General features: G+C 50.4%; 11 protein-coding genes. 7 read left to right on the top strand and 4 right to left on the bottom strand.

Translation table 11 applies throughout. From position 1 onward, the window contains the following. The first annotated feature begins 60 nt into the window (after positions 1-60). The 4 genes from McpCs1_RS05200 (at position 61) to McpCs1_RS05185 (ending at position 6716) form a co-directional block, all read left to right on the top strand. Positions 61-726, top strand: coding sequence for an HAD family hydrolase (locus McpCs1_RS05200; protein WP_338096204.1), 666 nt, complete (start codon positions 61-63; stop codon positions 724-726). Between the two features lie 53 nt (positions 727-779). Continuing rightward, complete coding sequence (locus McpCs1_RS05195; RefSeq protein WP_338096203.1) at positions 780-2750, top strand: ATP-binding protein; 1971 nt, start codon at positions 780-782, stop codon at positions 2748-2750. A gap of 88 nt (positions 2751-2838) precedes the next feature. Beyond that, entirely contained in the window at positions 2839-6045 is a 3207-nt protein-coding gene (gene ileS, locus McpCs1_RS05190; RefSeq protein WP_338096202.1) for an isoleucine--tRNA ligase, read from the top strand. 188 nt (positions 6046-6233) lie between these two features. After that, positions 6234-6716: a GNAT family N-acetyltransferase gene (locus tag McpCs1_RS05185; RefSeq protein ID WP_338096201.1), complete on the top strand. Its 483-nt coding sequence runs from the start codon at positions 6234-6236 to the stop codon at positions 6714-6716. 468 nt (positions 6717-7184) lie between these two features. On the opposite strand, the gene McpCs1_RS05180 is transcribed toward McpCs1_RS05185, so the two are convergent. Both McpCs1_RS05180 and cls read right to left on the bottom strand, forming a co-directional pair. Next, positions 7185-7841: a flavodoxin family protein gene (locus tag McpCs1_RS05180; protein ID WP_338096200.1), complete on the bottom strand. Its 657-nt coding sequence runs from the start codon at positions 7839-7841 to the stop codon at positions 7185-7187. 50 nt (positions 7842-7891) lie between these two features. Further along, complete coding sequence (gene cls, locus McpCs1_RS05175) at positions 7892-9394, bottom strand: cardiolipin synthase (RefSeq protein WP_338096199.1); 1503 nt, start codon at positions 9392-9394, stop codon at positions 7892-7894. Between the two features lie 63 nt (positions 9395-9457). Between cls and McpCs1_RS05170 the strand changes: the two genes are divergently transcribed. The 3 genes from McpCs1_RS05170 to purC all read left to right on the top strand — a co-directional run bounded on the left by McpCs1_RS05170 (position 9458) and on the right by purC (position 11457). Further along, complete coding sequence (locus tag McpCs1_RS05170) at positions 9458-9655, top strand: hypothetical protein (RefSeq protein WP_338096198.1); 198 nt, start codon at positions 9458-9460, stop codon at positions 9653-9655. Between the two features lie 70 nt (positions 9656-9725). After that, positions 9726-10700: a 7,8-didemethyl-8-hydroxy-5-deazariboflavin synthase subunit CofG gene (gene cofG / locus McpCs1_RS05165; RefSeq protein WP_338096197.1), complete on the top strand. Its 975-nt coding sequence runs from the start codon at positions 9726-9728 to the stop codon at positions 10698-10700. Positions 10701-10743: 43 nt separating this feature from the next. Then, complete coding sequence (purC, locus tag McpCs1_RS05160; RefSeq protein ID WP_338096196.1) at positions 10744-11457, top strand: phosphoribosylaminoimidazolesuccinocarboxamide synthase; 714 nt, start codon at positions 10744-10746, stop codon at positions 11455-11457. A 285-nt stretch (positions 11458-11742) separates the two neighbouring features. On the opposite strand, the gene McpCs1_RS05155 is transcribed toward purC, so the two are convergent. After that, positions 11743-12579 (bottom strand): PHP domain-containing protein, encoded by an 837-nt coding sequence (locus McpCs1_RS05155; RefSeq protein ID WP_338096195.1) that lies wholly within the window; start codon positions 12577-12579, stop codon positions 11743-11745. 119 nt (positions 12580-12698) lie between these two features. After that, positions 12699-13463 (bottom strand): protease inhibitor I42 family protein, encoded by a 765-nt coding sequence (locus tag McpCs1_RS05150; RefSeq protein ID WP_338096194.1) that lies wholly within the window; start codon positions 13461-13463, stop codon positions 12699-12701. Positions 13464-13678 lie beyond the last annotated feature (215 nt).

The following is a 13678-nucleotide window of genomic DNA, read 5'->3' as shown; positions in this document are numbered from 1 at the left end:
CTGAGGCACTCGGATATCTTCATCCCGCCTGCTGTCTAAGTATAATGAGATATCTGATCTATGCCCGCCTCCTTCCCCAAAGCCGTCATCTTCGACCTCGACAACACCCTGCACAGCCTCCTCCTTGCCCGCATCCGTGCAGCAGAAGTCCTGGCAATCCATCTCGACGACCCTTTGGGCGAACTCACCTTGCGGTTTTTGAACGGCGACAAACCAACACTCGTCACCGACACCCTCACACCCTATCTTACGGAGCGTGACAACCTCTCCGACGACCTGCTCACCACCTGCAGCTGGCTCTACTTTGCCGTTGAACGAAACTGTCTGGAACCCTTTTCCGGCATCGCCGAACTCCTCTCTGCCCTGCGCAGCGCCGAAGTCCGGCTCGCCGTCATCACCAACTCCAAAGAAGTTGATGCCCTTGACCGGCTGAAAACGCTCGGACTCCTCGAATACTTTACCGCAGTCATCGCTCCTGAGACCTTCGGCGTCAAAAAACCAAACCCGCTTGTCTATCAGAAAACCCTTGAACTGCTTGGTGTTTCTGCTGATGAAGCAGTCATGATTGGCGACCGGCTTGACCGCGACGTAATTCCGGCCCGGGAAGTCGGCATGCGTGCTGTGCATGCGGTGTACGGATCGTTCGAGGCGGGCGAGGAAGGAGCGGTGGAGGATGTGGAGGGGATATGGAAAATACTTGAACAGACTTCTGTTCAAAAGCAATAATCATTATATAGAGAACCCAACCATCTTTTACATAAATAGGAGGATATTTTTCGATGGGATATATTCGGGACACAGATATTCAGCAACTCTTCGAAGAACTCAACACTCTTGACGAACATACCCGCATCGAAGCAAAAAGCGTTACCAACCAACTGGGAGAATCCATAAAAGAGACCATAAGCGCTTTTTCCAATGAACCAGGACTCGGTGGCGGCTATATCCTCCTTGGCGTATCTCATCAGAATGATCCTGAAAAACCTGCATACTATCCATCCGGTGTAAACGAACCTGACAAACTTCAAAATGACCTCAACAGTCTCTGTGCAAATATCTTCTCCTCCCAGATTCGCCCTCAGGTTGCAACTACCATAATTGACGGAAAAGTAGTAATCGATGTCTTTATTGAAGAAGCTCCTGATGGATTGAAACCAATATCATTCGAGAAAAAAATTGGAGGGAAAAGCCACCCAAAAATCATTACTGCCGCCTATCGCCGGAATGCTTCAGGAGACATACTCTGTACTGACACTGATACTGCGTATTTATACACCCTTCGCAAAATGCGGCCCTACGACGAAACAATCATCTCAGGGACCTCGTTTGCGGATATTGAGCCTCATGCAATAAGCGAATATCGCAGGCTGCGAGCAAAACGAAAACCCAACGCATCTGAACTGCAGCTGAATGACAGCGATCTTCTTGATGCACTGCATTGCACGAAAATTGTTGACGGAGTAGTACGACCAACTGTTTCTGGACTCATCCTGTTTGGAACAGAAAAAGCTCTGAAAAAATATTTTCCCATGACTCGATTGGATTATCTACGAGTAAAAGGGCGTGAATGGGGAGAAGAAATGAGTGAATACTACACACTTGAGCTGCGTGAAGGGCTCATGACTCTCCTCCCCAAGGCAGAAGTTGCCATTATGGATGACATGATACGGGAGTTTTCTTTTCCATCGGGTTCTCTCACGCGATCTGAACAGACTCCTATCCCCTACGAAGCTATTCGTGAAGTTTTGGTTAATACTGTCATGCATCGGGATTACGAAGTTTCAGGGCCAACCCTTGTCATCCGATTCGCGGATAGAATCGAATTTCATAATCCTGGGTATTCACTGAAGTCTCTGGACAAAATAGGAACTCCTGGTTCTAAAACACGAAATCCGAACATTGCCGATGTTTTACACGAAACAGAATACGCTGAAAACAAGGGGACTGGTATTGCTAAAATTCGCGATTTCATGAAAAAAGCCAATCAGGATCCTCCTGTGTTTCAATCAGACAGATTTGAAAACACCTTTAGTGCTATTCTGTATCTTCATCAACTCATGGACGAAGATGCAATGAAATGGCTGGAACATTTTAAAGATGCAAATTTGTCCAGCGAAGAGTCCCGCATTTTGGTGTATGCGAAAAAATATGACTATGTTTCCAATGAAATCTGTCGGGATATCACTGGGCATGACACTCTCAAAGCCAGTAACATTCTGAAAAAACTTAGAGAGAAAGGACTGCTCGTTCAGCATTCTCATGGTTCTGCAACCTACTACACTCTCCCACAACGACATCTGGATAATAACACTGATTTCAGCTTATCACCCCAGTTATCGCCACAACGCATCCAGTTGCAAGTAGATAATAACGCTGATTTCGGCTTATCACCCCAGTTACTACCACAACGCATCCAGTTGTTAGGGGAAGATGGAGATAGCGAACGACAGCAACTCTTTAGAACCTTACCCGAATCTCTCAGAGAAGAAATTTTCAATCTCGGGCAAAGAATCACTCCGGAAAAAAAAGAGGAACTCATCCTGAAAATCTGCTCTTCACGAAGCGAAACGACTGCCGCAGAGCTCAGCATTATTTTTGGAAAAACTCGGGATTGGGCAAAAAAATCGTTGAAACCACTGGTTACGATCGGAAAAGTGGCTCAGACTGTTCCCGATAAACCAAACAGCATCAATCAGGCATATTACGTTCCCAAAACAGATGGTCAACGTTTCATCACCGAAAAGTGGTAACTTATCTTTTTTTTGACAAATCTTTCCCAAATCACTATCTATCATCACCGCCAACTTATACAGACACTATACCTGAGGGAACAATACCGTGAAAGAAATCACCGAAAGCTACGTCCCTGCAAACGTAGAAAGCGGCGTCCGCACCTACTGGGACGCCAACAACACCTATCGAAAAACCCGTGAACTCCGTTCCGGAGGAAAACCCTGGCTGTTCGTCGACGGCCCGCCCTACACCACCGGCTACATCCACTTAGGCACCGCCTGGAACAAAATCCTCAAAGACAGCATTCTCCGCTACCACTCCATGACCGGCAAAAACGTCGTGGAACGTGCAGGCTACGACATGCACGGCCTCCCGATCGAGGTCAAAGTCGAAGAAAAACTCGGCTTCAAAAACAAAGCCGACATCGAAAAACACGGCGTCGCAAACTTCATCGAAGAATGCCGCACCTTTGCTCTCACCCACAAAGACCTCATGTCCGAGCAGTTCAAAAACCTCGGCGTCTGGATGGACTTCGACGACCCCTACCAGACGGTCGACTCCGGCTACATCGAAGCTGCCTGGTACACCCTGAAACGGTGCGAAGAAGAAAAAATGCTGGAACGCGGCAGCCGCGTCGTCAACTGGTGTCCCCGCTGCGGAACCGCCATCGCCGACGCCGAAGTCGAATACTGGGACGAAACTGACCCCTCCATCTTCGTCAAATTCCCGATTACCGGCCGCGAAAACGAATACCTCGTCATCTGGACAACCACTCCCTGGACCCTTCCGGCAAACGTCGCAGTCGCTGTTGGCGCTGACTTCGTCTACGCCAAAGTCCGCGCAGTCAAAGACGGTGTTTCCGAAGACCTCTGGATCGCCAAAGACCTTGCCGAGCAGATCCTCAAATACGGAAAATATCAGGACTACTCGATTATTGAAACCAAGACCGGCGCTGAACTTGCCGGAACCAAATACACCTCCCCGCTCGCAGAGCATGTTCCGGTCCAGCAGCAGGTAGAACACCGCGTCGTCATTGCAGACTACGTCGCGCTCGAAAACACCGGAATGGTCCACATCGCGCCCGGTCACGGCTGGGACGACTATCTTGTCGGTCTCCGTGAGAACCTTCCGATCATCTGTCCGGTTGACGGCAACGGCAATTTCACCGCTGATGCAGGCGTCTTTGCAGGCAAATATGTCAAGGATGAAGAGACCAACAACGCAGTAATCGAGGTGCTCGGCACTGCAATGCTTGCAAAACGCAAGATCACCCACCGGTACGGACACTGCTGGCGGTGCAAGACCCCGATCATCTACCGCGCAACCTCGCAGTGGTTCCTCAGAGTCAAAGAGGCACGCGACAAGATGCTTGCCGAGATCGCTGACGAGGTCACTTGGTATCCGGAGTGGGCAGGTTCTGCCCGGTTCCATGACTGGATTGAGGAGGTACGCGACTGGTGTATCTCCAGACAGCGGTACTGGGGTATCCCGATTCCGGTCTGGGTCTGTCCGGTCTGCAACAAGTATCATGTGATCGGCAGATATGCAGAGCTTGAACAGATGTCTGGTCAGAAGATGACCGATCCGCACCGACCGTATGTGGATGATATCACGATTCCCTGCGAATGCGGCGGTGCGATGCGGCGTGTGCCCGACATCTTTGATGTCTGGTATGATTCCGGTGTTGCGTCCTGGGCAACCCTGCATTTCCCGCATGAGACCGAGGCGTTTGAGAACTCCTGGCCGGCTGAGTTCATTCTTGAGGGGCAGGATCAGACCCGCGGCTGGTTCTATTCGCAGCTGGCACTGTCAACGATTGCGTTCGGCAAGGCTCCGTATAAGTCTGTGCTGATGCACGGATTTTCGCTGGACTCAAACGGCAAGAAGATGAGCAAAAGCCTGGGGAATGTTATCACTCCCGAGGAGGTTGTTGCCCAGTTTGGTGTGGATGTTCTTCGCCAGTATATTCTTTCGGCGAGTGCGCCGTGGGATGATCTGCGGTTCTCGATGGAGGGCGTGAAGACGGTGCACCGGATGTTCAATGTGCTGTGGAATGTTTACCGGTTCCCGCTGCCGTATATGCAGCTGGACGGCTACACTCCGGCGACGACTGCGGCAGGAGTCTGGGATCCGTCTGTGGTCGAGGATCATATCGCAGAGTTCGGTCGTGAGGACCGCTGGCTGGTCAGCCGCGTGAACTCTCTTGCAGAAGCAGTTACAAAAGAGATGGAGGTCTGCAATCTGCACCGTGCAACGCGTCCGATTGCGACGTTCGTGCTTGATGAGCTGTCGCGCTGGTATGTGCAGCTTGTGCGTCCGCGGATGTGGCTTGAGGAGGATTCAGTTTCGAAGCGTCAGGCGTATGATACGATGTACTACGTGCTGCGGAGACTGATGACGATTTTTGCGCCGTTCGCCCCGCATATCACAGAAGAGATGTATCAGAATCTGAAGTGTTCCGGCGACTCTCCTTCGGTTCATATGCAGGACTGGTTCTCCGGTGTTCCGCAGCTGATCGATTCTGCTCTTGAGGAGGAGATGACGATTGTGCAGGAGTTTGATGAGGCGGTGGCCAATGCCCGGCAGAATGGTAAGCGCAAAGGGCGCTGGCCGGTCGGTGAGGTTGTGGTTGCTGCTGCGTCGCCGGCGGTTGCGAATGCGGTGTTGGTGATGAACGATCTCTGTTGCGACCGTGCGAATGCACGGTCGGTGCGTGCGGTTTCCGGCATCTGGGACCGCGTGGAGTGGACTGCTCTGCCGGTGATGAAGGTTATCGGCAAACAGTTCGGTCGCGATGGTCCGAAGGTGAAGGCATTCATCGAGGAGTCGGATGGAACAGCCCTGAGGGCAGCCCTCGCTGCTTCCGGTAAGGTTGCGATGGAGAAGGATGGTTTTGCGACAGAGCTTACTGATGAGCATATGACATTCGAAGAACGGATGCCGGAGAATGTGTTCTCGTCTCCGCTTGGTGACGGCAGTATGGTGTATGTGGATGTGACGCTGACTGCTGAGCTTGAGTCTGAAGGATATGCCCGCGAGGTTATCCGCAGAATTCAGGAGATGCGCAAGCAGGCTGATCTTGCGGTGGATGCGAAGATTTCGTGCGAGGTTGTGGTGATGGACGACCGTGTTACGAAACTCGTTGATGCGAAGCATGATCTGATTGCTGATGAGGTTCGCTCGTCGTGTCTGAAGATCCGGTCGCCTGAGGAGAAGCCGTGTTCGTGTTGTGTTGCCGAGCATGCCCTGCTTTCAATGGAGTGGGAGATTGATGAGCTGAAGCTGTCGATCAGTATTGCGAAGGCAAACTGATCTTTTTCTTTTTTCGGTAGATATGATTCGATTAAGAGAGGAAACACCGGAAGATTATTTTGAAACTGAAAATGTTATACGGGAAGCGTTTTGGAATCATTATTCTCCTGCTTGTGCCGAACACTATTTGATTCACATAATGCGGGATTGTCTGACTTTTATTCCGGAACTTGACCTTGTGGCAACAGATGGTGAACAAAATTGTAGGTAATGTGATGTGCCTGAAATCCTCTATTGCCGGTGACGACGGAAAACAGTACGAGGTAATCAGCCTTGGTCCGATCGGTGTTTTGCCGGAGTATCAGGGGAAAGGTATTGGTGGTATGCTGATTGCACATACCAAAAAAATTGCAAAGGGCCAAGGTTTTCGAGGTATTTTGCTTTTCGGAGACACTGATTATTACACTCGTCAAGGATTTGTCGTCGCTGAGAGTTTTGGTATTCGAAATGCTGAAAATATGTACGCCGATGCGCTCCATGGATGTGAACTGTACGAGGGCGCACTTACCAGTGCCAGGGGGCGCTATTTTGAAGATGACATTTACAATGTGGCGGAAAGTCTCGTTTCGGAGTTTGATACACTGTTTCCGTTCAAAGAAGTCATTCACGACACCCCGATGCAAAAGAAATTTGAAATGATGGTGAAAAAGGTGAAACCATCTGAGTTGTAATTCCCCGATTATGAGGATACTCTGCTTTCAACAGAGTGGGAGATTGATGTTCTGACGTCGTTTCGCGAAAGTTTTTGTTTCTGCGGATATTTTCCATTCAATCAATTTACAGGAGTATTTTTCAAGTTCATCGCGTTTCGCAGGACTTTCTGAAAGCCACCATGTAAATTTCCTGCAAATTTCGAAAACAAATTCTAACCAAACGTGAATCTCAAATTCTGCTTCATTCAATAGCGCTCACTCCCCGCCTCACACACATCCCCACCGAATTTTTTCATTCAACAACACTATTTTTCCTCAACCAAGCTGTGATTCAAGGAAATTATCCCCACAACCCTGCATCACTGTACGAAGGAGTATATATGTTCTCTGACCAAAGTCTCGTTAGTAACATTATGAACATTCAAATAAACCACAAACATCGCTCACATTCCTGATCTAAACCTCAAAAAAAGTTATTTGTCTTTTTCACTCAGATACATGCGAAGCTGCCGCAAGACGTGCTCCTAACTCAAACGCCTTTTTGCAGTCAAGAGGGAACACCTCCTCACGCTGTTTCGTCTTTTCCGGAACATTCCATGACGACGAAACCACTTTGGCATAATCTGCAAACTGATAGGTATTGCAGCTTGTCAGCAACTCGGTCGGCCCGAACGTTCTCTCTAAAATTCTCGTGTTGAACGCAAAATGCGACTCAAGTCCTGACTGTTTCATCTGTTCTTCTGTAATATTCATCGTATAGATGAATCCACTCTGCATCTTTTTCGGGAACAGCGTCTGCTTTGGTCCGTACTCCAGATACTGAAACACCAGCCGGTCCAAAAATGCCGCCATCTCGCCGGACACGCGGCCCAGATAGATCGGAGACCCGAAGACAAGCGCATCTGCCTCCTCCACTTTCGTAAAAATCTCCTGAAGATCGTCCTGCACCGCACATCTTCCGTAACTTTTTCCTCCGATCATTTTGCAGGCAAAACAGCTTTTGCATCCCTTAAAATTCAGATCATACAGATGAATCAACTCGGTCTCCGCCCCTATTGCCTCCGCTCCCTCCAGAGCATTCTTCAGCAGGGTTGCCGTGTTCCAGGACTTTCTCGGACTTCCATTGAACGCAAGAACTTTCATTGCTACTATATGCTCTCTTGCTCTACAAAAAAGGAATGAATAGAGATAATTTAGAGCAGTGGAGAGACCAGCCGGCAGATGCCTTCCTTGAACTTGATCCAGGTAGGCCGGTTGTTGTAGATCTCAGCTGTCACCAGCGTGCACTTCTCTTCCATCTCTTTGGTCATGATCTCATTCATCATCTGTCCGAATGTTTCGTCATAGACGAAAGCATTCGTCTCAAAGTTCAGTTTGAAACTGCGGATATCCCAGTTTGCCGTGCCGATCGTTGATGCAACCCCGTCGATGATTGCTGTTTTGCTGTGGATGAACCCGTTGTCATAAGTGTAGCCCTTTGCTCCCGCACGAACGAGGTCGCCCAAGTACGAGTAGCTTGCCCAGTAGACGAACGGATGATCCGGCTTGCAGGGAATCACAATCCGCACATCGATTCCTGCACGGATCGCAAGCAGAAGTGCGGTGAAGATTGTCTCGTCAGGAATGAAGTACGGCGTGTGAATATAGATCGATTTTCTCGCATGGCCGATGAGGCTCACAAACCCTGAATAAATTGCCCTGCCTGCACTGTCCGGACCGGACGACGCAATCTGGACTCCTGAGGTTCCGTGCGGTGCAAGAAGCTCCTTTATCGGGTAGTACCGGTTGTTGTCGTCTCTGTCGACTTCGAGAACTACCGGAGCGTTCGGCATAGTGTAGTTCCAGTCCATAATGAACCGCGTCTGCAACGACGCGACTGATGCTCCGTGAATCCGCAGGTGTGTGTCGCGCCAGTAGCCCAGGGGGCCTTTGCCGAGATACTCATCACCGATGTTGAAGCCGCCGATGAATCCGGTTTTTCCGTCAACCACGAGAATTTTTCGGTGGTTACGGAAGTTGATGCGGGTATTGAGGAACGGAATTTTCAGCGGGAAAAAGATCGCGACCTGTCCGCCTGCTTTGGTGAGATTTGCATAGAACTCTTTTTTGACCTTCTGGACACCGACCGCGTCAAAGAGCACCCGCACCTCAACACCTGCTGCGGCACGTTCTGCGAGAAGGTCGATGATCTCCCGTCCGAGTGCGTCAGCACGGAGAATGTAATACTCCATGTGGATGTGATGCTCTGCGGATTTGATCGCCTCTTTGAATGCGGCGAACTTGTCTTCGCCGTGAATGTAGACGTCAACTTTGTTGTTGTCAGAGTATGCGGCATCGTCCAAGTTGAGGAGGAGTGCGATGGTACTGTCGAAGCGCTCAACCTCAGAGGGAAGTTTCAGAGTTTTTTCCTGAATCTGTTTGTACTGGTACTGGGCGATCTCTGCGAAACCTTCGTCGGCGAGGGTCTTTTTGCTGAAGATGTGTTCTCCATACAGGTGTCTGCCAAAGAACAAATAGACGACGAATCCGATTATCGGAACGAGCAGGATGAGCAGCAGCCAGCCGGCGACCACCTGCGGGTTTCGCCGTTCAAGAAAGAGCAGGGTTACAATGGCCCCGATATTCACGAGGATGACGATGATTGCGACAAACCATACGACTCCTTCCCCGATAAGATTCCAGAGAATATCAATCATGAGATACTTTGTAGTTATATGTCCAGAGAGATATATTTTACACACACGGCTGGTGAGATATCGATGACACTTTCCTACAAACAGTTTTGTCTACTCTGGGGCAAGGGACTGCTCGTTGCAGCGATTATTGCGGCGGTGGCAGGTTTGCTGCTTGGCGACGGCGACTGGGTGATTGTTCTGTATCAGTGTGCGGCAATTTTACTGGTGCTTGCGGTGGTGTTTCTGGTAATGGGACGAATTATGCAGAAGTTTTCTGAGTGAATACTTCCTCTCCCCACTCCAGACAACCGATCAGATTAATATCCCCTTGCAACCCAATCTTAGAAGAGCTATGGCCCAAACGATTACGTTTTCCCGCAACGTGTTTCTCCCGTTAACCAATGTGTGTGCGAATGCCTGCGGCTACTGTTCGTTTAAATCGCCCGTCAGGGACGGTTGCGTGATGCCGGAGTCTGAGGTTCTTGCAACACTCAGGCGCGGCAGCGAGTTCGGCTGCACGGAAGCGCTGTTCACATTCGGGGAGCGGCCGGAAAACGAACCCGGGTTCGGGCAGCACATTGAAAAAATCGGATACCCGGATATTTTGTCCTACTGCATGGCGATGAGTCGGGCCGCCATTGACCTTGGAATGTTGCCGCACACCAACGCAGGTATCCTGACGTATGAAGAGATGGAGCGGCTGCGCACGGTGAACGCAAGTATGGGGCTGATGCTTGAAACAACCGCTGAAGTTCCTGCTCACCGCCACAGTCCGGGAAAAGACCCTGCGGTCCGGATTCAAATGATTGCTGATGCAGGCAAGCTGAAGATTCCGTTTACAACCGGTCTTCTGCTTGGCGTCGGCGAGACCGCTGCGGACCGTGAGGAGTCGCTTATGGTGATCCGGGACTTGCAGAAACAGTACGGCCACATTCAGGAGGTCATCATCCAGAACTTCTGTCCAAAACCGGGAACCGAGATGGCGGATACGCCGGGTGCGACCGCAAACTCCATTCGCGAGACACTGATAATGGCTGCTGAGATTCTTCCAAAAAGCATCTCGATTCAGATCCCGCCGAACTTAGCGGACGCGTCAGCTCTGCTCTCCTGTGGCGTGAGAGATCTGGGCGGCGTGTCTCCGGTGACGATCGATTACATCAACCCCGAACATCCCTGGCCGGCACTGGACGCCCTCCGCGGCATCGCATCAGGATATGAACTGCGTGAACGGCTGTGCGTCTACCCGCAGTACTGCAACGCGGAATGGGTTTCTCCTGAGCTTCTGCCGCTGGTCCAGAGCCTTTCGAAGCAAACGTATGATCTGTGATGTGTGCTAACACTTATCACAACTCCCGTGAAATATATGGGATATGAAGCAGGGCGATCTTCTCTATGTGGGTAAGGCAAAGTCCGTGTATCTGACCGACAATCCCAATGAACTTCTGGTGGTGTTTCGCGATGATATTACGGCGTTTGATGGGCAGAAAAAGAACGTCCTGTCGGGAAAGGGGGCCTACAATGCAGAAGTCACTGCGTATTTTTATCCGCTGCTTGAGGCCGCAAATATTCCAACGCATTTTTTCTCTGCGGTGTCAGAAAACACTCATCTGGTCAGAAAACTCTCCATGATTCCGCTGGAGGTCATTGTCCGCAACCGTGCGGCAGGCTCTCTTGTGAAAAACTATGGATTTACCGAGGGGCAGCTGCTTTTCCCGCCGGTGATCGTTCTTGACATGAAGGATGACTCCCGTCATGACCCGATGGTGAACGATGATATTGTTCTGGCTCTTGGTATTGCAACTGCTGGAGAGCTTCGGGAGATTAAGAGGCTCGCTCTTGCGGTGAACGCTCTCCTCCGCGAGAATCTTGCGAAAAAGGATCTGGATCTTATCGACATGAAGTTTGAGTTCGGCAGGGATGCATGCGGCGTGATTCGGTTAGGGGATGAGATCAGTATGGACTCGATGCGGCTGTGGGATCACGGCTCTGTCGGGGCATCGCTTGACAAGGATGTCTACCGCAAAGAGCTGGGCGATGTGATGGAGACGTACGCTGCTGTTGCAAAACGCATCTGCAGCGAATAATTTTTTCGATGTGTTGGTGTGTGTAGGCTTTATTCGCAGCTCCGCCCACGGAACACACTGAACACACAGAATAGGCACGGAAAAAACATCACGGAGCAGACGTGAACATCACGGAACTCTCCTTCAAAATTATTTTTATGTACTCTCGCAAAATAATTTTCAGTTCTCCTGTTGAAAAAAAACCAACGAAATTATATTTCCGTGAAGCTCTCATCTGCTTCGTGATGTTTTTCTGTGAAATTTCCGTGTGATCCACTTTTCCGTGGGCGGAGCTGCGAAGTGATCCTATTTTCTCAGCCGCATTTTTCCCTGCCGCAGATGCACGGCAAGCCCCGGCCCGAGATAGGGCACGTACTTGGCGAGGACCTGCGTGCCCATGAGGAGATTGTTGACAGGCCCCCGTTCGCAGCCGATGACATCAGTTCTCTGGAGGCGGACTGCTTCAAGAAATTCTTCCACAGGAAGCACTTCGTCTGCAACGGTGACGGCACGTCCTACTTCGCGAAGCGTGTGGGCGTCTGAGCCTCCGGTCATGCAGAAGTTGTTCAGAGCAGCGTAGGCTTCAGCGCGTGTGTTGAGAGAGTGTGAGAGGCCGCCGCAGATGACCTCAAGCCCGTCGATGCTGTCGAGAATAATTGGAGACACGATGCCGACATCAATTGCCTTCAGGGCTCCGCGGACCAGCATGGCGTAACCGTACGGATGTGCGGCGACGACGAAGCCGCCGCTTTCGTTTGCTTCGATGACAATTTGTTCGGTGGTGAGATCGGTTGCCATGTGGGGGCATGCCCCCTGATGGTCGTGGACTGATGACTCGTAGTAGGACTGCAGGTCGCGAACGGTATCAAAATAGATCAGCATATGCGGTCCGTCAACTGCAGAGACCTCAATGCCCGGGATGATCAGGTTGCCCGCATCTTCATGTTCGTAGGCTTCACAGACACCAGTGATGACATTGTGATCCGTGATTGCGGCACAAAGGTTTCTGCGCCTGAGGTAGGCAAGTAGTTCGGGGATGCGGACGAAGCCATCGGAGTGATTGGTGTGGACATGCATGTCAAATGCACTGCCGTCGTTGAATACGATCGGACAAGCTGATGCATGCTGAACTGACCCGGACATAACTGCTCTGTATGTTGGCTGGCGAAAAAGAAAAAGTAGTTTATCTGGGACTAACAAAAACCGTGATTAAAAAAAGTACCGGAGAGTTTCCCCGGCTTTCCCAAGAGATTTTGTATTGATTATTCGATGAAGGTCAGATTCACGGCAAACTGCTCAGCCGCAGTCGTATCCCATGAACGCTTGTATTCTGCGTTGAAGGTGTAGGTTCCTGACTTCTCTGCGGTTACGTACCAGACATAGGTTCCACCGAACCCGGTCATGCCGCTCTCATGTTCGTAAGGAAGGTACTCTGACTTCAGAATTGTCAGGCCCTCTGCTGCGGCTGCGTTCCATGCATAACCTGTCGTCGGGTTGCCCGGAATTGTGATCTTTACGACTTCATTCACCTGCGGATTCATCGTTCCGTCAAAGGAGACGACATACACCGGCTCCTCTGCTGATTCGCTCGAAGCTTCCTTCACGACAACGGTTTGTGTAAAGGTGTAGACTGGTTCTGCATCAGTTTCCCACGACCGTTTGTACTCAGCGGTGAAGGTGTAGGTTCCTGCCTTCTCTGCGGTCAGGGAAAACACCTGCCATCCTCCGGTTCCGGCCATGCCTTCCTCGTGTTCTGCCTGGATGAAATCTTTCTCGGTCACGTTCAGACCTTCAGCATCCGTCACAATCCATTGATAGCCGGTAGTCGGGTTTGACGGAATGATGAACTTCACCTGCTCGCCTGCGGAAACTGTCGCGGCCTCTTCAACCGTAATCGTGAGTTCTGGAGTCAATACTGTTGTATTACCGCTCTGCGGCTCATGACTGGCCGCGATTGCCGTTCCCACAATGCAAACTGCGAGCACCGCAAGAACGAGGCCAATGAAGAGTATGCTGTTTTTCTTCATAGCAAGTAATTACCTTGCTGAAGATAAACCGTTTCCGTAAACTACGAGTTTATTTGCTGTTATTTTCTGAAAATCTCGCCAGATATGAGTAATTTGCTGTTGTGATGAAAATAATCTCTCACAGTATCGCAAACGAAAACAAAGAAAAAAGATAACAGAGGAAGGGGTTGACTCCCGAATTTCCCGGGAGAAGTATTCTCTGTAATTTGTCCGAA

This window comes from Methanorbis rubei (assembly GCF_032714495.1).
GTDB classification, from domain to species: Archaea; Halobacteriota; Methanomicrobia; order Methanomicrobiales; family Methanocorpusculaceae; genus Methanocorpusculum; species Methanocorpusculum rubei.
This window is presented reverse-complemented; position numbering and strand designations above follow the sequence as displayed.

Bases quoted from the DNA above. Each gene is read 5' to 3' on its own strand.
- McpCs1_RS05200 (WP_338096204.1), top strand. From the start codon at position 61: ATGCCCGCCTCCTTCCCCAAAGCCGTCATCTTCGACCTCGACAACACC.
- McpCs1_RS05195 (WP_338096203.1), top strand. From the start codon at position 780: ATGGGATATATTCGGGACACAGATATTCAGCAACTCTTCGAAGAACTC.
- McpCs1_RS05185 (WP_338096201.1), top strand. From the start codon at position 6,234: ATGGTGAACAAAATTGTAGGTAATGTGATGTGCCTGAAATCCTCTATT.
- McpCs1_RS05180 (WP_338096200.1), bottom strand. From the start codon at position 7,841: ATGAAAGTTCTTGCGTTCAATGGAAGTCCGAGAAAGTCCTGGAACACG.
- cls (WP_338096199.1), bottom strand. From the start codon at position 9,394: ATGATTGATATTCTCTGGAATCTTATCGGGGAAGGAGTCGTATGGTTT.
- McpCs1_RS05170 (WP_338096198.1), top strand. From the start codon at position 9,458: ATGACACTTTCCTACAAACAGTTTTGTCTACTCTGGGGCAAGGGACTG.
- cofG (WP_338096197.1), top strand. From the start codon at position 9,726: ATGGCCCAAACGATTACGTTTTCCCGCAACGTGTTTCTCCCGTTAACC.
- purC (WP_338096196.1), top strand. From the start codon at position 10,744: ATGAAGCAGGGCGATCTTCTCTATGTGGGTAAGGCAAAGTCCGTGTAT.
- McpCs1_RS05155 (WP_338096195.1), bottom strand. From the start codon at position 12,579: ATGTCCGGGTCAGTTCAGCATGCATCAGCTTGTCCGATCGTATTCAAC.
- McpCs1_RS05150 (WP_338096194.1), bottom strand. From the start codon at position 13,463: ATGAAGAAAAACAGCATACTCTTCATTGGCCTCGTTCTTGCGGTGCTC.